The sequence below is a fragment of the Commensalibacter sp. B14384M2 genome (assembly GCF_016101865.1).
GTDB lineage: Bacteria > Pseudomonadota > Alphaproteobacteria > Acetobacterales > Acetobacteraceae > Commensalibacter > Commensalibacter melissae.
The window spans coordinates 332,689-352,653 of sequence record NZ_JACFPS010000002.1 but is presented as its reverse complement, the minus strand read 5'-3'; the positions used below and the strand labels follow the sequence as shown (position 1 = coordinate 352,653).

Genomic DNA, 19,965 nt, shown 5'->3' with positions numbered 1-19,965 from the left:
ATTATTCTGTATTAGATTGAAAATCAATTTTTCTTAAATTAGAAAGCGTCCTAAAATTACATTCCTTGACATGATAAATCATACATGCTTCAGTTTCATGTGGATTTTTTAGGGATTGTCCATCCTGGTCAAAAGATATCCTGCATTTCTTATAGCTGATAATTAATTTATTTTTCTTGAGTGCAAAAGGATCAACAAAACCCGTAATCTCAATTTTGCAGCTTGGAGTGTTATAATGAATCATGCCATAAGCGGGATAGTATGGCATATAACCTACAGCCGCATAATTACCCTGAGTTCTGTTTTCATAGAGGATCAGATTAACGGTGTCCTTTTCGACAGTTTGTTCTGTAATGGATTGTGAGGAATGAGATGGATTCATTGCCATTGTGGGTAAAGATAAAATAATGCAGATAATTGTATATGCATATTTTATTTTTGATATCAAGGATAAGGATTTCATTTGGGTTGACCCTTTTCTTCGGATTTGCTTGAAGAAATATTCTCTTTAATCGTTATCGGATAAATACGGTTTACTATTGGCAATGTTTCAAAAGAGCAAAAATCCCCATGCCATGTACTACAAGGAATTGTCTCACTAAGTATTTTCAATTGATGGTTTTTTGTAATTTGCATAGATATTTTGCAATAGGGATCTTCTTTGGCAGTGAATTCTAGTTTTGATGGATCATGATGGTTGAGTTTCGTATTTCCATGGGTATTTGCCTGACAGGTAGGAGAATTGTAGGCTATTAAAGTTGCTCCAGGATGGATGGGATCTAAGGCTATGACATAATTTTTGCTTATGCCGACATGGCTTTCGAAAATTTCTATTTGTGGTAAAATTCTAGACGATTTATTTAATGGACCGATTTTAACACTGGATTTTGTATTTACAGATCTTGCATATGCCAAATTCGATAAAACAGTCAAAGAGATTATTAGAGACAGGATTGTATACGATAAAAATTTTATCAATCTAAAACTCCACATTTGGGTTTTAATAAAAATTATTCTAAATGAAGGTTTAGGATAAACGTAATCTTGTTCTGATTTCAAGCTTGTAAAAAAAATTAAAGCTTACGAATCAAATTGTGAAAATTAGGATGCCATATTTATAATAATAATGGCATTTATTTTAACTCAGTTCATTTCATAAAAAAGTTGTTGAATAGTATCTAATCCATTAATCTTGTTTGCCAAGATAAGTTGTAACAAAATTCTGGCTTTTTGCGGGTTTAAATCAGCTGCGGCTATAAATTTGTTGGCATCATCATTAACTTCAACATTACGATTGACAAATCCGCTTCCCGTTCTGCTGGATCGAACAACAATAACACCCTTGCTGGCGACCTCTTTCAATGCTTGTATCGCCTGGGTTGATGTATTTCCATCGCCAACGCCAGCAAGGATTATGCCTTTTGCACCTCTTTTGACCGCATCATGAATAAGATCTCCATCCATCTGGATATGAGAATAAATAATTTCAACACGCGGAAAAGGGGCTTTCTCAGGTATGGCGTAAATATGTTTCCTTGCATTACTGGACGTACGGTAAAAATATACATGATCATTATTGATAATGCCGATTGGCCCTGTATTGGGGGATTGAAAAGTTTGAAGGCTGGTTGTATGGCTTTTTTGAACAGAATGTGCATCATAAATCATGTCATTCATTACTATCATGACAGGTTGGTGATAAGCCTCAGGGCGTGTAGCCAATTTAACAGCATTGACAAGATTGGATGCACCATCTGAACTGATAAAATTGGTCGGGCGCATTGCACCCGTCAAAATAATTGGTTTTTTCGAATTTATAAGTTTATCAAGAAAAAAAGCGGTTTCTTCCATGGTATCAGTGCCATGGGTAATGATAATTCCTGATATCGAAGGATCATTTTCAGCAGCCTGAACTTTTTTGGCCAATTTTAACAAAATTGTATCAGACATATCCTGAGAACCGATTTGCGCCACAGGAACAACATGAATTTTTGCCATGTTTTGTAAAGCAGGTATGGAAGCGACAAGATCTTCTCCTTTGGTGTTGCCTGCTTTATATTCGAGCTTGTCTGTTGTTGCTGATCCTGCGATGGTTCCTCCGGTAGTTAGTACAAGAACCTGTTTTTTTTCAGGTTTGATAACACGATCTATATCATTCATCGGTTTATCTTTCTCAGTTTTTGCATAAGAAGGGGAAAGTAAAATCAGACTTAATCCCACGGGGATAATTAAAAACTGAAAGAGGGGTCTAGGTAAAATATTCATTATATCAGAATTAATTTTATATAATTTAATTATATTAATTGATCCAGGTTACTACCCTACCCATATTCAATATACTATTTTTCTATTAATTAAAAATATTATTATTAATATGCTCTATAGCTCTATAAAGAGACAAGGTACAGGTTAAATGGTTTTAAGTGTGTTCAAAAAAGGCTGTAAACGATTCATGATGCCTTATTTCTCACAGTGGAAGATGACAATTTTACCTGTTTTGCAAAAGGGATATAAAACAGATTTTATACAGATAACTGAAAATTGTGACATGATCTGTTTAATTGATCTATCTTACGCCCTGCATCCACAATCATTCATTAATACGATAGAATTTGAATGTGGAGATCCTACGATAAATCTGAATGAATTCTTGATTTCAAAACGTAAATTTTCAGTCAATATTTCCGGAGGAAAAATAAATACGAAATCGACGATTGCATTTAAAATCATTACTGATACAGGATTAGAGCAAATTTTTACGGTTTTACTGGATGTTATTGGTCAAAATAAAACAGTTTATAATCAAAGGCACGGTTTAAGAAAACCTGAATTATGGGTTATTAACAGCGATCCAGATCAAAATTATAAACAGGAATTTGGATTATCCTGGATTGAAGGTGATTTATTATTAAATCTTAAAACACTTAATCTCTGGCAATATGACCCTAAAATTAATTCAAAATGGTTCAAGATTTTTACAATGCAGGGGGTCGTTAAGCCGGTTCCAATTGAATATAACCTTTCTGACAAATCTTGTCTATCGCAAATTGAAAAATCATCAAGACCTGATATTAAAAGGAATTCATTGTGTAATGAGAATATTGATGTCAAGTCCATTCATACAGATGCATTTATATCTGGGAATCCTATAGGAAAAGGGATTTCTGTCGTTACAGAAGGAATGATTGCCGGACAAAGTCTTTATATTGGAACAGCAGGAATAAAACCTAAAAATATTTATCTTGGTTGTAATGGGGTTGTTTCGACTAAACATCTTTCAGCAGATTTTTTGCAACTCGCATTCTTTTCCATTAAAGAACTACCAAATTATGTTCCAATAGGCACATTAATATTATGCCATGATTATCCAGGTTATTCTTCACCAGTTTTACTTTGCTCCATCAAGGATAAACCGAAAAATTCTGGGGAATGGAATATTGTTAATGATAAAGTCTTGCTAAAAAATAACATATCGGGAAAACCGGATTTAACTGTAGTTTCTTCCAATTTATCATTATTGGATGATGATAAAATTGTAGAGATAAGACCCTCGGTCACAAATATTTCAAATCGGACTGTTAAACCTGTTCCGTCAGAAAAATCTTTTTCTGCAAATAATCACCATTATATAAGGTTGTCATCCAAAGATTCAATCATACCATATTCAAAGAAAATAGAAAATTCATGGACTAAACTTAAACTGGATAAAATATCCCCTGTTCAAAACATTTCAGATGAATGGCAAAATAAAAATGAATTATGGCAAATTCCCGCAACGGGATTGTTACAAATAAATGGCTCATTCATATTCAAGGAAGAAAATATGGATTTGTCAGGACCAATCTCTTTTCATGGTGGCGATCAATTGGTTTTAAAAATTGTTAAAACCGGAAAAACAGTTCGGTTCCAACCTGTTAATCAAATTGAATTTCCCCTGATTCCTTATATCAATGATGTGATGAATACAATTTGTGCCAGTCCAAAGTTAACTTTTTCTAATGCGATTCCTGTAACAAAAGGAGATCAAATAAGTTTTGAAACGGTTTATTTGCATCAGCCTGATGCCTTGAAAAACAATCTGGACCTGAAAATTAATAAAGCTATTTTCGAGATATATATCTTATAAGTAATTTTATCAGGTTCAAAGTGAAAAATAGTTGAATAACCATACGATTCTATAGCCTGAAACATATACTCATCGATAGATCCAAATTTGTTTGTATAACATATGACAGTATGACCAATGAATATAAATCTTATAAATCAATGGGAAGTTATTTAAATAAATATTCAGTTTTGCTGAGGTAGATGAAGCAAAAAAGTTTGTTTCAATCTTATCTTTGTTGTCTCTATGAAGTTATGCCGCAAATTTATTTATTTCTAGCTTGATGCATTGAAGAAGATGTCCAAATCCGATAAGCAAGAGTTATATCGTCCGGAACATAAACAACGAGGGGTAGTTTGCTATTGTAGTTTATAAAGGTTAAATTGGTCGTAATTGAAACCTGCTTCTCTTGTTCAATGTTCTGTGGACAGGCCATCAGGGTAGAAGCCGGTTTGCTGATTTTGTCTAATCTGTAAAAATCATATCCCCATCCTTGAATTGTTTGTGTTGTCATATGACCGTGGATTATGACCGTGTTACAGTCTGATTTAATTTTTTTCTGGGGAATCAATTCAACACGTGCATTGTATTCATTTGAAAGGGGTGGTAGTTGAATTACGATTCTTTGATATCCTTTTTCTGCTTTAGGCCATATGGATAGTTGATTTTTACCAAGATTAGCAGAAGCATGATATAATGGTATTAAATAACACATGGATAAAAGAAGAAGAAATTGTTTTCGAATTAACATTTTTATTTCCTAAATGATAATTTTAGTTTTTAATTATAAGTTATGATAGTAAAATTATTCAACAAGACCTTGTAATTTTAATCTCAAATATAATTTTTAATTAAAGTAAAAGGGATTTAATATATTAATTTAAATTTTGATAATTTGCAGGGTTGATCATTTGAGGGGTGTTGTTTAATTGCTATGAAACTTTATATTTACGAACATTGTCCTTTTTGTGTCATGACAAAAATGATTTTTGTTTTGAAAAATTATCCCGTCGAAATATCATATTTACTATATGATGACATTCATGGTCCCATGCAAATGGTAGGGCGCAAACAGTTGCCTATATTGGAATATCAGCAAAATCGCTTTATGCCGGAAAGTCGTGATATTATTAACTATATTGATACAACCATAGATAAGCCAAAGATTACGTTGCCTGATAATGAAGAAATTATGGAATGGATCAGTCATGTTCAACGTTTTATTTATCGCTTGACCTATCCTCGTTGGGTAAATGCACCGTTTCCTGAATTTTCCACAGAAGAGGCAAAGAAATATTACCGTAAAAAAAAGGACCCCTCTGGCGGGGGATTTGTTTCTGATCTGGCTGATCCGAGCTTGATCCAGAGAACTCAAAAGGCGATTGACTGTCTGGAACCCTTAATGAAAAATTATCCTTTGTTGGATTTGAAACGGCAGCTATCTTGGAACGACTTTTCACTTTACAGTATGCTTCACTCGCTATCGATTATCAAGGGGATTACCTATGGCGTCAATGTTGATCGATGGCGTAAGAAAGTTTCTGAAACATGTTCCATTCCCTTGAATGATGCTTTTGCAAACTGAATGTGTTTTATGTAACTCTGTGATGAATCACTTGACCGATTATTATTAAAACGGGACTACCTATTTTTTTTTGCATAACCAAATCAGGTAAGGTTTTTAAATTTCCGATAATTACCTGCTGATCGTGAAAGGTTCCTTTTTCAATCGCAGCAGCAGGCCATGTTTGTTCCAATCCTTTATCAATAAGTGTTTTACATAAAAGAGGTAAAGAAGAAAGTCCCATATAAATGACCAAGGTTTGGTCTTTAAATATCATGTTCTCCCACGGTAGGTTAAGTTGATCTGTTTTCTTGGTATGACCGGTTAAAAATAAGCAGGCCTGTGCACATTCACGATGTGTTAGGGGAATTCCGGCATATGCCGCACAACCATTAGAAGCGGAGATGCCGGGTATAATTTTAAATGGAATTCCAGCATGCATTAATGCCTCGGCCTCTTCCCCACCGCGGCCAAATATAAAAGGATCACCACCTTTCAATCGTAAAACACGTTTGCCTTGTCGTGCATATTTGATTAGTGAATCATTTATTTCTTCTTGTTTTAAAGTATGGTGATTTTTTTGTTTTCCTACAAAAAATAATAATGCATCACGACGTATGTAATCTAGGATTTTGGGTGATAATAAATTATCATATAAAATGATATCAGCATTTTGCAGGTGATGAAGTGCTTTTATGGTTAGTAAATCCGGATCACCCGGTCCTGCCCCAACCAGCCATACCTCACCTTTCTTCAAAAAAGGTTCTTTTGCAATATTCTTGAGAAAATCAAATGCTTGTTTTTCTTTTTGTTGGCTAATAAGGGAAGTGCCATAGCCATCAATGAATCTTTCCCATAACCGTTGTCGTTCTTGATGGGTTGATAATATTTCCTTGGCCCAATTCCTGTGTTTTCCGATGAATGAAGCTAATGGACCGATGACTTGTCCGAGTAGAGGTTCAATTTTTTGACGTATTCGCCGTCCCAATACAGGAGCGGAACCTCCTGTGGAGATGGCGATCTGTACAGGATCACGATCAATAATCGAAGGGGTGATAAAGGTAGATAATTCCGCATTATCAACGGTGCAGACAGGAATATTTAATTTTTTTGCCCATAGGGAAATAAGAGTATTATATTCATGATCGTCAGTCGTGATAAAAATTAAGGTAGCGTCTTTCGCATTTTGAATAAAATCATTTTCGTTTAGTAAAGGGGAACAAAATTTAATCAGTTTTTCTTTTTCATAGGTTTGCAATTCTTTATTAAAGGTTTGCGCATAAACTTCAATTTGTACATTTTTTCTTAATAAAAGCCTGATTTTACGTGCCGCAATTTTACCCCCGCCAATTATCACTATTCGCGTTCCATCTATACGCAAAGTTATTGGAAAATAAGAGGGAACTTCCGAATTTATCAAATTGTCATTCATGGATAGTAGAGAGTAAATAGAGTTTCAACTGAAGAAATTTATCTGATAAAAAGCCTCATATTTATTTAAACAAATAATTTGTAAAAATAAAGAGAAAACAGAAAAAACACGTAAGAAAATAGTTCTTAATTGTTCGGGGTGTATCTTTGCGATGACGGATATGATTTTTTATTCATAAATGTGAAAGATATAAATCTCATATCTTGAGAAGCATATTTTTCTTTTGTAAAAAAAGATTGATGATGATAAATATGAAAACATTATAAATTAAGGTTTGGATGACTATATGAAGACCTATGATAAAGGGGTCAGGCCATTGTAAACAATTAATCTATCCGTAAACAATTCTATCCAACTAAATTGTAGCGTTTCTGAAATAAAGTTAATTTTATGATCAATTTGATGATGCAAGAAACGGATTTTGTCTATAGTGAAAAAAGCCTTGAATATGATCCTACCTAATAATCCACGTTTCAACAAGATCGCTTTTATCTTAGTTTTATTGGGTAGCATAATCTATATTATCCTTCATTTGCGTGAAGACATAATAGGCGTTACTAATCCATCTTTTCTGGCATTTGTATTATTGGCTCTGGCTCTTGTTATTGCTTTGGGTTTTGAATTCATAAATGGTTTTCATGACACGGCCAATGCTGTTGCAACTGTAATTTACAGCAATTCCTTGCCGCCAATTGTAGCTGTTGTCTGGTCGGGTTTATGGAATTTCCTGGGTGTCTTGTGTTCAAGCGGCGCTGTTGCTTTTACAATAGTTTCTCTTTTACCTGTTGAATTAGTTCTCAAGGTTGGAAGTGAAGCTGGATTTTCAATGGTTTTTGCATTACTTCTGGCTGCAGTGATCTGGAATCTGGTAACTTGGTTTTTCGGGATTCCGAATTCTTCATCTCATACTTTAATTGGTTCGATTTTGGGCGTTGGTCTAATGAATCAGTTGCTTATGGGAAATAACAGGGCAAGTGGTGTTGACTGGGGACAGGCTTTGCAGGTTTTCAAGGCTCTTGTATTCAGTCCTTTGGCAGGATTTACGATTGCATTACTGGGAATGTTTCTGTTGAAGAATTTTTTACCCATCACCTCTTTTTACAAAGTACCTGAAGCAGGAAAGACACCTCCTTGGCCGATCCGTTTATTATTGATTCTTACATGTACCGGTGTAAGCTTTAGTCATGGTTCAAATGATGGGCAAAAGGGTATGGGATTAATCATGCTTATTTTGATAGGAACCGTACCAACCGCATATGCGTTGAATAATGCGGTTTCATCAAAACAAGTCGAGAATTTCATGAATAAAGCGGTAGTTATTGATCAAGTTCTCATGAAATATAATAATAATCCAGATTTACCTACAATTGATCAAAGTCGTCAAATTCTGACAAAAACAATTCAGTCCAGTAAAATTTTTCCCGAAACTATTCCTGCTATTCGTATGATGTTGCAATCCATTCAGCATGATGTAAATAACAAGGAAACTTTTAAGCAAGTCCCGGTTGAATATCAGGCCAATTTAAGAAACGATTTGTATTTGGTTGAACAGAATCTGGTGCATTTTACCAAGGTATCTCCCCTGACATCTTCTCAAAAGGATTTATTTGAAAAATTCGAGAAAGAGATTGTCACGGCAATACAATTCATTCCTCCGTGGGTCAAGGCTGTAATTGCAATTGCCCTAGGTTTGGGAACAATGGTTGGATGGAAAAGAGTGGTTGTTACAGTAGGCAGGAAAATTGGTAAAAATGAAATGAGCTATGGTCAAGGTGCGGTTGCTGAAACTGTCGCGATGACAATGATACAAATGGGAAATCAGTTTCATATGCCTATTAGCACCACTCATGTCGTGACTTCTGCGGTGGCAGGAACTGCATTGGCCAACGGTGATGGTATTCAATGGAGAACAATACGTAATATGGCAATGGCGTGGATTTTAACCTTGCCTGTTTCAATTATGTTATCTGCAGTTCTATTTTGGATATTTTTAAAATTATTTTAGTTTGGGATTTATGTTCAATAAACGAATAAAATTTTTGTGTAAAATGTCTATCTACTACTTGAAATAAATAAAAAATCTGTAAATAATTTGGTAAAATTACATATCGTTTTTCTATATTTGTATATAGAAAAACGTAAAGATAAAAATCTGTTTATTGTATGTTTTTATTTCATTCAATAACAAACTGTAAGAGCTAACAAATGTATCATTAAATAATCAAATTTGTTTTGTCATATTAGAAAAAAAATCATAACATGCTTTGTTAATGTTGAGCTGGCTATTCAGGAAACGGAAACAATTAAATATTTGGGTTATTTTTTTATGTATCAAACTAAATCACGCTTCTCCGGAATATAAAGATATTTTTCTTGGATTTGTTAGAATGGATTTATAGCAGTCTGACCATTTATTCTTGAAATTTTTATTGTATAAAATGCTTTCCTGACAGGGGGCAACATACCAAAGATTATTATTAAGTTCCTCTTCCAGCTGTCCTGGTGACCAATTGGCATGACCAAGGGCTAGTAACGCTTTTGAAGGACCATGCCCTTCTGATAAATCACGTAAGATATCCAGGCTTGTACTCAATTTGATTTGTTTTGTTACATAGACTGATTCCTTACCTTTCCAGTCATTTGTGTGCAGAACCAGACCATGGGCATTTTCAATTGGACCACCCGCTGTAATGGAAAAATTATTTGATGTTGGCATCGTTTTAATTCCAAGCTGATTTAGCAATTCTTTTGGAGTTGGTTTGGCAATATGACGGTTAATGACAATGCCCATTGTACCTTCCTTCGGAGAATATGCACAAATAAAAACAACCGTCTGTGCAAATGCGGGTGAGGTTGTAAAAGGACTTGACATTAGAAAACAGCCTGCCAATCCTTTGGTAAGATCAAGGAAAGAATGTGTCATTTTTCAAAGAAACCAAATATAATAATTTATTTAAAATGAGATGATTCAAATTAAACTATACTATCAGATTTAATGAAATGTAAATGAACAGCTTTTAATAGTCCGTTTCAAAAAAATAATTTATAATTGCTGTGATGTAATTATTATAATTTACTTAGTTTTTTAATAGTTAGGGGAACGAAAATCATGAGGGAAACGGTACTGGTCACAGGTGCATCGGCTGGATTTGGAATGGCAATAGCCGAAGTATTGGTGCAGGAGGGTTATCAGGTTGTTGCAGCAGCACGTAGGATGAATAAATTGGAATCCCTATCAAGCAAACATCCTGGAAAAATTTTTCCACTTGAAATGGATATGACCAAATCAGAATTGTTTTTGAGTCAATTGGGTAGTTTACCAGCCAAATTTCAGAATATTGATGTTTTGGTCAATAATGCAGGATTGGCACTTGGCGTGGAGCCAATTCCCAATATTGATTTAAAGGATTGGGATCGGATGGTTCAAACAAATATTATCGGATTAATTCATTTGACTCAGTTGGTTATTAGTGGAATGCTTGAAAGAAAGAGGGGACATATTATTTCCTTGGGAAGTATTGCAGGTACGTATCCATATCGTGGTGGGAATGTTTATGGTGCGACAAAGGCATTTGTTAAACAGTTTATGTTAAATCTTAAAACTGATCTGGTTGGCACTGCATTGAAGGTAACAAATATTGAACCGGGTCTTTGTGGGGGAACCGAATTTAGCGAGGTAAGACTAAAAGATTCTGCTAAAGGTAAAGAAGTTTACAAAGGTACAATTCCCTTAACAGCTATGGATATTGCTGAAACGGTACGTTGGATTTTAAGTCTTCCCTCTCATGTCAATGTTAATCGAATTGAACTTATGCCTGTTTGCCAAGCGCCGGGTGGGGTTGCAGTAGTAAAAACAGGAAATTGATATATCGTAATAATTTATCGTTAACATTAAAGGAGCTTTAAATGTCGGATCAATCAATACGTGAGTTGTTAAGAACAAAATATCGTGTAGAGGATGGAAAAAAATTTCTTATAACGGATTATAATGCGGATGATACTGCCGGATTATCCCTATCTCCCAAAGAAGCAAAAAAAGTGCTGAAGAAACGTATTAAACGGTTAAGTTATTTACAAGAGCTGTTATTTGCGAATGGGCATTCAGCTTTATTGGTCGCTTTGCAGGGTATGGATACTTCTGGTAAGGACGGCACGATTAAACATGTCACTTCTGGAATAAATCCGCAGGGCATTACGATAACTTCATTTAAGCAGCCTGGTCCTGTAGAATTGATGCATGATTATTTGTGGCGTATTCATATGGCCGTTCCTTCCAGAGGCAAGATTACGATTTTTAATCGAAGTCATTATGAGGAAGTGCTTGTTACCAAGGTTCATCCCTCTATTTTGGCCAATCAAAAACTACCGTTGCGGGTACTTAACAATAAAAATTTCTGGTCTGACCGTTATGAAGATATTCGTAATTTTGAAAAATATATTTATCGACAAGGTATTGGAATAGTTAAATGTTTTTTAAATATATCCAAAGAGGAACAGCGCAAGCGTTTATTGGCACGTTTGGAAAATAAAGAAAAACAATGGAAATTTTCCCCCAATGATCCAAAAGAGCGTCAATTTTGGGAAGAATATCAAGGTGCATATCAAGAGGTTATTGTGCAGACAGCGGCACCAAATGCCCCCTGGTTTGTGATTCCTGCCAACAACAAATGGTTTGCACGTTTGGTTGTCGCGGAAATCATGATTGATGAATTGGAAAAACTTCATATTCCAGAACCCAAGCCAAGTCAAGAAGTTCTGGAATCTTTAAATTCACTGAAAGCTGAATTAGGAGGTAAATTTTCTGATAATAAAGCAGGAAAAAAAATCAAAAAGAATAATAAAATCAGTAAAGATAAAAAAATAAAGAATCTAAATAAGTCTAAGGAATAATCTTCAATGATTATTGAAACTCGTTTTTTTTCTTGGCTGTTCATATTGTCCAGCCTCTTTTTTTACTCTTTTCAAAGTCTGGCACAACCTGCTTCTGATAAATGTGATAATGAAAATTTTTTACATATTCAACAAGAGTATGAAAATAATATTGAACATTTAACTTTCAAGGATGTTCCTGTTCATCTTTGTGGTAAGGTGATCACAGTAAGTGATGCACGTTATACCAGAAGTGGCTTACATGGCTATTTTTATCTTTATGTCGGGAAAGGTGTATCCATTCGAATTGTGAATAATCTCGATGAAATGAAAGCTCCAACCTGGCCTTGGGTAAAAAGAGGGGACTATGCTGAAGTTGTCGGGCGATATTATTATGATAGCCCAAGACGTCAAGGAGTTGATTGGACGCATAAGGGAGCAAGCAGAAAATGGCCCTATCCAGGTTATGTGATTATAAATGGTATAAAATATTATTAATTCAATTAGAATTTTAAATATAAAAATAAGATTATGCGTTTTGAAACATCATTTTTTGAAATTTTGATGATAAAGTAGAATATATTTTAAACCAGCTCGTTTTTTCTTGATAGAATTGAATTTATTTCTTTTATGCAATTAAGGAATATTTTATTATTTTTTACTATTACATGAACTTTGCCACCTTTTGTTAATGTACCAAACAATATTTCATTAGAGAGGGGTTTGTTAATAAAGTCCTGAATAATACGATGCATAGGGCGTGCTCCATACAATGGATCATATCCATTTTCAACCAGCCAATCCTTTGCCGATTTGGAAATTTCTATAATAATGTTTTTATTTGATAATCTAGTGTTTAATTCATTAATGAATTTATCAACAATTTGAGCAACGATTGGTTTTGATAAAGGTCTAAAATTAATAATCGCATCGAGACGATTTCTGAATTCTGGTGAAAATTTTTCGTTTACGGCCTCGTTTGCATATCCTGCTTGATGATTTTTTACAAAACCAATTGCTGAACGAGCAAATTCTGTTGCCCCTGTATTGGTGGTCATAATAATGATAATATTTCGAAAATTAATTTCCTTACCATTATGATCTGTTAAAATACCATGATCCATTACCTGTAAAAGAATATTATGTAAATCAGGATGAGCTTTTTCAATTTCATCAAGAAGAAGAATGGCATAGGGATTCTGGTCAATTATATCTGTCAACAATCCACCCTGATCAAAACCGATATAACCGGGTGGTGCACCAATCATTCTTGAAACAGAGTGTTTTTCCATATATTCAGACATGTCGTATCGGATGAGCTTGATGCCAAGATGAATTGAAAGTTGTCGAGCGATTTCTGTTTTTCCAACGCCTGTTGGTCCTGCAAAGAGGTAGTTACCTATTGGTTTTCTTTCGGAACGCAACCCGGCACGGGAAATTCTTATGGCTGAAGCTAATGTCTCAATTGCTTGATCCTGCCCAAAAATAACTTTTTTCAGTTTATTATCAATTTGAGAGAGAACCTTTTTATCACTGGTTGAAACAGTATTTTCAGGAATGCGGGCTATATTAGCAACTGTTTTTTCAATGTCATTGACTGTAATCGTTTTTTTGCGTTTTTTGGCAGGGGAAATGGCCTGTATAGCACCAACCTCATCAATTATGTCTAATGCTTTATCCGGAAATTTACGGTCATGGATATATCTGGCAGATAAGGTAACCGCTGTTTCAAGAGCATCATGAGTGTATTTTACATTGTGATATTTTTCATAATTTTTTTTAAGACCTTTTAAGATGTTGATTGTTTCATCTATCGAAGGTTCGGGAATATCGATTTTTTGAAATCTTCTGACTAAGGCATGATCTTTTTCAATATATTGCCGATATTCCTTATAGGTAGTTGATCCGATACATCTTAAACTGCCTTCGGCGAGTGCTGGTTTTAAAAGGTTTGATGCATCCATGGATCCGTTTGTAGTGGAACCAGCTCCGACTATTGTATGAATTTCATCAATAAAAAGAATGGCATTTTTTTTTTGTTTAATGGATTGAATGAGGGATTTTAAACGTTCTTCAAAATCACCTCTATATCGTGTACCAGCTAATAAAACTCCCATGTCTAATGCATAAATTATAGAATTATGCAATAACTCAGGTGCTGTCTTGTTTACAATCTGTAAGGCCAGACCTTCTATGATAGCGGTTTTTCCTACACCAGGATTTCCAACCAATAACGGATTGTTTTTTGTTCGACGTGCCAATATTTGGATTGCACGCTGAATTTCATATTGCCTTCCAATCAAGGGATCAATACGGTTTTGACGGGCTTTATCGTTTAGATTAACGCAATAAAGTTGTAAGGGATTGGTATTCTTAGAGTTTGAATTTTCTTTTTCAGTATAGGTAAACAGATCATTCAACTGGTTATCGATATCATTCTGAGGTAAAAAATTTGATCCAAAAAAATGGGTGGATTCTGTATTTTTTGTTATACCATGTGCGATAAAATTCAGAATGTCCAATTTTGACAAATTCTGCATTTGTAAAAAGTAAACCGCATGACTTTCCTGCTCAGAAAAAAGAGCAATTAAAACATGCACGGCACTAATTTTTTCACTTGGGTCTGAAGAAAGATGGACAGACGCGTTTTGAATGACCCTTTGAAATGCATGCGTGGGTTTGGGGGATGGTTTTTTTTCAGTTACTAGAATATTCAGGTCATTTTTAATAAATGTGAAGATATCTTGACGTAATTTTTCAAGATTTATCTGACAGGCTTCAAAAATTACAATAGCATCGGGATCGCCTGTCAATGCATAGAGCAAATGTTCAAGCGTCATGTATTCATGTTGAAAATTTAAAGCAAACTCAAAAGCTTGTCGTAAGGAATGTTCTAAGTTATCAGATAACATCATTTAAACTTTCAAACTGTGAAATATCGAAAGAGAAATCCTACATATTCCTTTTATTTATTATATAGTTATTGAAAAGGGTTTATAAAGTTAATATTTTGATCAAATCATATTTAATTAAATTTATTCTTTTTCTAATAGGCATTGCAGTGGATATTGATGTTGTTTGGCAAGATTCATAACCTGCATAACTTTTGTTTCAGCAACCTCGTATGTGAATATACCACATATTCCTATTCCATTGTGATGGATTTTTAACATGATTGAAACAGCATTTTCAGTTGTTTTTCTGAATATTGTTTCCAATGTGTAAATGACAAAATTCATGGGAGTGAAATCATCATTGAGCATAAGAACTTTATACAGGGTGGGTTTCTTCAAATTTGTTTTTGTCAGCGTTTTTGTGTTCTTTCTAGAATCATGCTGGTTCTGGTTGTAAGTCATACAATAAAGAGAAAATGATTTACTAAAGGGATTCATTATGATGTATTTGGAGTGCATTTTATAAATTTCATAAAATATTTTGTTAAGGTTCAAATTAAGGAAGAATCTAATTGAATGATTTTGATTTGGACTTGTATGGTTGCAAAATATGGCGTAAATTCAGATGTATATTTTTTATATGAATATAAAGTTCCAAATATATATTCGTAAAGATAGTAGTGCAATTTCTTGTAACGTTTTGTTTAACATGGGGATTTGATTCCAAAAATAAACAAAACAATTTAAGAAGTTAATCATTTTTAAAGGTCAAGTAAACGTTTAATGAAAAAGAAGCTGGAAAATTAAAGTGTCCACTTATTGCAATCATATAAAAAAATTGAAACAGTTAAACTTTACCGTAAGTCTTAAGAAAATTATGAGAAAAACGTCCAGGAATTTTTTCTTAGTTTTTTTTACGGCTGTATATTCCTATACACTATTTTATGCGCATTGTGCGCATGCCCAGTATGTAGGAAGAATCAGTTCAATTGTAATGGACGTTAATGGCCGAGTCTTGTCAGAACAGGATGCTGATTTGAAACGGTTTCCAGCCAGTTTGACAAAAATGATGACCTTATATATGGCATTTCGCGCCTTAAATGCCAATGCCATACGATTTGATCAGAGAATTCCTATAACCATTCATGCAGCTTCAATGGAACCTTCCAAATTAGGAGTCCGTCCAGGTTCATATATTACTGTCAGGGAAGCTGTTTTAGGCTTGATTACTAAATCAGCGAATGATGCGGCTAGCGCTCTTGGTGAATTTATTGGAGGTGGAGACGAAGAACGCTTTGCCAAAATGATGACACAACAGGCCAAAGTTTTGGGAATGAATCGGACACGTTTTTATAATGCTTCTGGCCTTCCAAATCCTGGTCAACTAACAACTGCGCGTGATTTGGCAATTTTGGCACAACATTTGATTTCAGATTTTCCTCAATATTATCCTTTGTTCAGAACACCTTACTTTTATTTTCGTGGACGGACAATCCCCAATCACGATCCCCTGTTAAAAGGTTATGCTGGCGCGGATGGGTTAAAAACAGGTTATACAGCTGCGGCAGGGCATAATCTTGTAGGATCAGCCGTTCATGATAATGTCCGTTTGATTGGTGTTGTTATGGGTGCACCAAGTAATGGTTCACGAAATCAATACATGATGAGTGCACTAGATGACGGATTTGCAAAAAGTGGTGTGGCTCCTGTTGCTAGACCGGTTTATCTGGCAAGAACAAATTCCTTGAAAAAACACCCACGTTATAATAAACATCCAAAAGTAATTCTTGTTCGTGCAACCCGTACTACAAGAGGTAAAAAGTCGGTTGAAGTGGCACAGGCCTCGTCACGTACTTCAATTGCAAAAAAACGGGATTCGATTTTTAAGCGTAATATCAAAAAGGTGGCTGTGAGACATCATGCCATATCCAGACATAATCGGAAAAAGTAAGACTGGACAGGGATCATAATCCTAGCTAGGTATATAAGAAAAGTTCGTAAATTATACCACGTTATTTATTATTGGTAATTTGATAAAGTCTTATTGGAGAGTTAGGAATGACAGATCGTCGCATGATGTTTTACACTCAAGAGGATTTTGTTGGGTTAAGAGCTGTGGGACGTTTGGCAGCAGAAACACTTGACATGATTACTCCTCATGTTCAGGAAGGTGTTACAACAGACGAACTTAATCAGATTATTCATGATTATACAATTGATAAAGGTGCCATTCCAGCACCACTTAACTATCGTGGTTTTCCAAAATCTTGTTGTATATCTATCAATCATGTAGTATGTCACGGTATTCCTGGAGATCGTAAATTAAAAAATGGAGATATTGTTAATATCGATGTTACATCTATTCTTGATGGATGGTTTGGTGACAGTAGCCGTATGTATGTCGTTGGCAAGGCCTCACGCTTGGCACAACGATTGATAGACGTAACCTATGAAAGTCTGAAAAGGGCAATAGATATTGTTAAACCCGGGAACACTTTGGGGGATATAGGGTACGTCATTCAGCAATATGCAGAATCACAGCGTTTTTCTGTTGTACGCGATTTTTGTGGTCATGGAATTGGACGCGTTTTTCATCAAGAACCCAATGTATTGCATTATGGAAAAAAGGGGCAGGGACTTGTGCTAAAACCAGGAATGGTTTTCACTATTGAACCTATGTTAAACGCTGGTAAGGCAGACGTTAAAATTCTTGATGATGACTGGACAGCCGTAACGCGTGATCGATCTCTCAGTGCGCAATTTGAACATATGATGGGAGTAACTGAAGATGGATGTGAAGTATTCACCTATTCACCCAAAGGTTGGAATTGTCCTCCTTATATTTGATGATTTTTATCAAAATGGAAATTAATAAATCAAAATTTGATAAAGAGTTGTATAAAATGAATATTTGTTTGAAATTCTAATTTAAGACTAATAAATTCATCAAAACAATATAGATTAGAATTTCAAAAAGTTTTAATATTGAGTTATTTAGAATTTCTAAATAGAGTTGAAACTTAATTTAAATCAAGTTTTTTATTTTTGAGAACACCAAATAATTATTTATTTCATAAAATTGTTATAAATTAAAATATTTACCATAGGATAAGAATGCTTTGGTCTTGTATTTAAACAATATATCAAGACCAAAAGTTTTAATTAATGTTTTAAAAACGTTCATTAAACTGGCATTATTATAAAATTGACTATCGAGCATTATAAATGATGTTAATTTGTTTAGTTCAATTAAAATTATAAATAATAAAACAAATGGTTGTCTTATTAAGTCTTTATTTAATTATTATATATAGATATTATAAGTCAATTTATAGTGATTTGAACTTTCAAAAATGAAAGATATAAAATGTCCAATTTCTTTTTTAATGATCGTGCTTCATTAGTGAATGATGCTATTGAAGGTACATTAGTCACAGCTCCCTATAATAATCTTGTGAAACTTGATACTGACCCTTCTATGAGAATTGTGGTTCGTAAAGACTGGGATAAGAAAAAAGTTGCCGTTATTTCGGGGGGGGGATCTGGACATGAGCCTACTCATTTAGGATTTGTTGGTAAAGGAATGTTGACAGCCGCTGTATGTGGCGATTTGTTTGCCTCTCCTTCGGTTGATGCCGTATTGACCGCCATTACAACAGTAACAGGTGAAGCTGGCTGTTTATTGGTAATCAAAAATTATACAGGAGATCGTCTAAATTTTGGACTTGCGGCTGAAAAGGCAAAACAGTTAGGCTACAAGGTAGAAGTTGTTATGGTGAAGGATGATATTTCTTTACCTGACAATAAACAGCCACGTGGTATTGCTGGCACTATTTTTGTCCATAAAATGGCCGGTTATGCTGCCGAGACCGGGTATTCTCTTGAGGAAGTTAAAAAATTTGTTGATTATGCAAATAGGCAGATTTTTAGCCTGGGAGTTGCCATGACTGGGTGTGATTTACCCCAGTCCCAAAGTGATGATAAACGAATTCCGGAAGGATCTATTGAACTGGGTCTTGGTATTCATGGTGAACCAGGCGCCACGACAATTAATACTCAAAATAGTCGTGAAATCATGGATATCATGACAGCAAAAATCAAGGCTTGTATAAATGATTCGGATCGTCTTGCCGTCATGTTGAATAATCTGGGTGGTGTTTCGGTTACAGAAATGGCCATTTTGGCTAAAGAACTTTCATATTCTGCACTTGCTTCAAATATTGACTGGATTGTAGGACCAGACTGGTTTACGACAGCGCTTGACATGAAGGGTTTTTCATTATCAGCCATGGTTTTGGATGACAAGATCGTCAGCGCTTTGACAGCACCTGTTGAAATTACAGGATCTTTTAAGGCTGTTCAACCTACTAAAATTGTACATATGCCTGTTAATCCTGTTGAAACTAAAGTGCAATTCACACCTTCTGATAATCCAGTTGTGGCACATATTATCGCCGTTGTTACAAAGACATTGAGTGATCTTGAAGGAAAATTGAATGATCTGGATGCCAAGGTTGGGGATGGAGATACAGGTTCAACATTTGCTGCAGGGGCAAGAGGTATTGCCGAATTGTTAAATACCAATCAATTACCCTTAACCGATCTGACAAAACTCTGTCTAGTCATTGGTGAAAGACTGGCTGTTGTTATGGGGGGCTCCAGTGGTGTTTTAATGTCGATTTTCTTTACTGCAACAGGTCAAAAAATTGCTGAAGGTTCATCATTTGTTGAGGGTCTTGTATTTGGCTTAAAACAGATGAAACATTATGGTGGGGCTGATCTTGGGGATCGTACGATGATTGATGCGTTACAACCTGCTTTGGAAATATTGCTTAAAGATCAGAACGATTTAAAAGGTGCCGTTCAAGCGGCTGAAAAAGGCGTTGAAAATACGGCAAAAGCAACGAAAGCAAATGCAGGACGTTCATCCTATTTGAACAGTGGTAGTTTGGCGGGAAATCCTGATCCGGGTGCTGTAGCTGTCGCAGATGTTTTTGCAGCCTTGTCAAAACAGTGTCCAAATAGATAAGTTATAAATTATTCTTGAAAAGCTGGCTATGTTATAATAACAAGCTAGCTTTAATTTTTTGATAATGAGAAA

Annotated in this window: 17 protein-coding genes; 9 read left to right on the top strand and 8 right to left on the bottom strand. The window is 34.8% G+C overall.

The genetic code is table 11. The features are described from left to right. Position 1: 1 nt before the first annotated feature. The 3 genes from H3R33_RS05360 to H3R33_RS05350 form a co-directional block, all read right to left on the bottom strand. Positions 2-463 (bottom strand): hypothetical protein, encoded by a 462-nt coding sequence (locus H3R33_RS05360; protein WP_198184781.1) that lies wholly within the window; start codon positions 461-463, stop codon positions 2-4. Continuing rightward, positions 460-978 carry a hypothetical protein gene (locus tag H3R33_RS05355; RefSeq protein ID WP_198184782.1) on the bottom strand — a complete coding sequence of 173 codons (519 nt, stop codon included), beginning with the start codon at positions 976-978 and terminating at the stop codon, positions 460-462. The genes H3R33_RS05360 and H3R33_RS05355 overlap by 4 nt, the downstream gene beginning before the upstream one ends. A gap of 165 nt (positions 979-1,143) precedes the next feature. Beyond that, complete coding sequence (locus H3R33_RS05350; protein WP_232342128.1) at positions 1,144-2,265, bottom strand: asparaginase; 1,122 nt, start codon at positions 2,263-2,265, stop codon at positions 1,144-1,146. A gap of 148 nt (positions 2,266-2,413) precedes the next feature. Between H3R33_RS05350 and H3R33_RS05345 the strand changes: the two genes are divergently transcribed. Next, complete coding sequence (locus H3R33_RS05345; RefSeq protein ID WP_198184783.1) at positions 2,414-4,126, top strand: hypothetical protein; 1,713 nt, start codon at positions 2,414-2,416, stop codon at positions 4,124-4,126. Positions 4,127-4,370: 244 nt separating this feature from the next. Here H3R33_RS05345 and H3R33_RS05340 read toward each other — a convergent pair whose 3' ends face one another. Next, positions 4,371-4,856: an ecotin gene (locus H3R33_RS05340; RefSeq protein ID WP_198184784.1), complete on the bottom strand. Its 486-nt coding sequence runs from the start codon at positions 4,854-4,856 to the stop codon at positions 4,371-4,373. Between the two features lie 183 nt (positions 4,857-5,039). Between H3R33_RS05340 and grxB the strand changes: the two genes are divergently transcribed. After that, positions 5,040-5,690, top strand: a complete 651-nt coding sequence (gene grxB, locus H3R33_RS05335; protein ID WP_122123307.1) for a glutaredoxin 2 — start codon at positions 5,040-5,042, stop codon at positions 5,688-5,690. 7 nt (positions 5,691-5,697) lie between these two features. Here grxB and cysG read toward each other — a convergent pair whose 3' ends face one another. Continuing rightward, complete coding sequence (gene cysG, locus H3R33_RS05330; protein WP_232342129.1) at positions 5,698-7,089, bottom strand: siroheme synthase CysG; 1,392 nt, start codon at positions 7,087-7,089, stop codon at positions 5,698-5,700. A gap of 460 nt (positions 7,090-7,549) precedes the next feature. On the opposite strand from cysG, the gene H3R33_RS05325 reads away from it, so the two are divergent. Further along, positions 7,550-9,106, top strand: a complete 1,557-nt coding sequence (locus H3R33_RS05325; protein ID WP_155565194.1) for an inorganic phosphate transporter — start codon at positions 7,550-7,552, stop codon at positions 9,104-9,106. A 336-nt stretch (positions 9,107-9,442) separates the two neighbouring features. Here H3R33_RS05325 and H3R33_RS05320 read toward each other — a convergent pair whose 3' ends face one another. Next, positions 9,443-10,024 carry a YqgE/AlgH family protein gene (locus tag H3R33_RS05320; protein ID WP_122123309.1) on the bottom strand — a complete coding sequence of 194 codons (582 nt, stop codon included), beginning with the start codon at positions 10,022-10,024 and terminating at the stop codon, positions 9,443-9,445. A gap of 186 nt (positions 10,025-10,210) precedes the next feature. Here H3R33_RS05320 and H3R33_RS05315 point away from each other — a divergent pair, with 186 nt between their 5' ends. Genes H3R33_RS05315 through H3R33_RS05305 form a run of 3 tightly spaced genes read left to right on the top strand, consistent with a single transcriptional unit; the run spans position 10,211 to position 12,468 of the window. Beyond that, positions 10,211-10,966, top strand: coding sequence for an SDR family NAD(P)-dependent oxidoreductase (locus tag H3R33_RS05315; RefSeq protein ID WP_198184786.1), 756 nt, complete (start codon positions 10,211-10,213; stop codon positions 10,964-10,966). Positions 10,967-11,007: 41 nt separating this feature from the next. Beyond that, positions 11,008-11,991, top strand: a complete 984-nt coding sequence (locus H3R33_RS05310; RefSeq protein ID WP_198184787.1) for a PPK2 family polyphosphate kinase — start codon at positions 11,008-11,010, stop codon at positions 11,989-11,991. Between the two features lie 6 nt (positions 11,992-11,997). Further along, positions 11,998-12,468 (top strand): DUF3465 domain-containing protein, encoded by a 471-nt coding sequence (locus tag H3R33_RS05305; RefSeq protein ID WP_198184788.1) that lies wholly within the window; start codon positions 11,998-12,000, stop codon positions 12,466-12,468. Positions 12,469-12,554: 86 nt separating this feature from the next. On the opposite strand, the gene clpA is transcribed toward H3R33_RS05305, so the two are convergent. Next, positions 12,555-14,882, bottom strand: coding sequence for an ATP-dependent Clp protease ATP-binding subunit ClpA (clpA, locus tag H3R33_RS05300; protein WP_198184789.1), 2,328 nt, complete (start codon positions 14,880-14,882; stop codon positions 12,555-12,557). A 123-nt stretch (positions 14,883-15,005) separates the two neighbouring features. Next, positions 15,006-15,326: an ATP-dependent Clp protease adapter ClpS gene (gene clpS, locus H3R33_RS05295; RefSeq protein WP_155567877.1), complete on the bottom strand. Its 321-nt coding sequence runs from the start codon at positions 15,324-15,326 to the stop codon at positions 15,006-15,008. A gap of 346 nt (positions 15,327-15,672) precedes the next feature. Between clpS and H3R33_RS05290 the strand changes: the two genes are divergently transcribed. The 3 genes from H3R33_RS05290 to H3R33_RS05280 all read left to right on the top strand — a co-directional run bounded on the left by H3R33_RS05290 (position 15,673) and on the right by H3R33_RS05280 (position 19,893). Then, complete coding sequence (locus H3R33_RS05290; protein WP_370552777.1) at positions 15,673-16,815, top strand: D-alanyl-D-alanine carboxypeptidase family protein; 1,143 nt, start codon at positions 15,673-15,675, stop codon at positions 16,813-16,815. A gap of 107 nt (positions 16,816-16,922) precedes the next feature. Further along, positions 16,923-17,711 (top strand): type I methionyl aminopeptidase, encoded by a 789-nt coding sequence (map, locus tag H3R33_RS05285; protein WP_162988552.1) that lies wholly within the window; start codon positions 16,923-16,925, stop codon positions 17,709-17,711. 520 nt (positions 17,712-18,231) lie between these two features. Continuing rightward, positions 18,232-19,893 (top strand): dihydroxyacetone kinase subunit DhaK, encoded by a 1,662-nt coding sequence (locus tag H3R33_RS05280; protein ID WP_198184791.1) that lies wholly within the window; start codon positions 18,232-18,234, stop codon positions 19,891-19,893. Positions 19,894-19,965 lie beyond the last annotated feature (72 nt).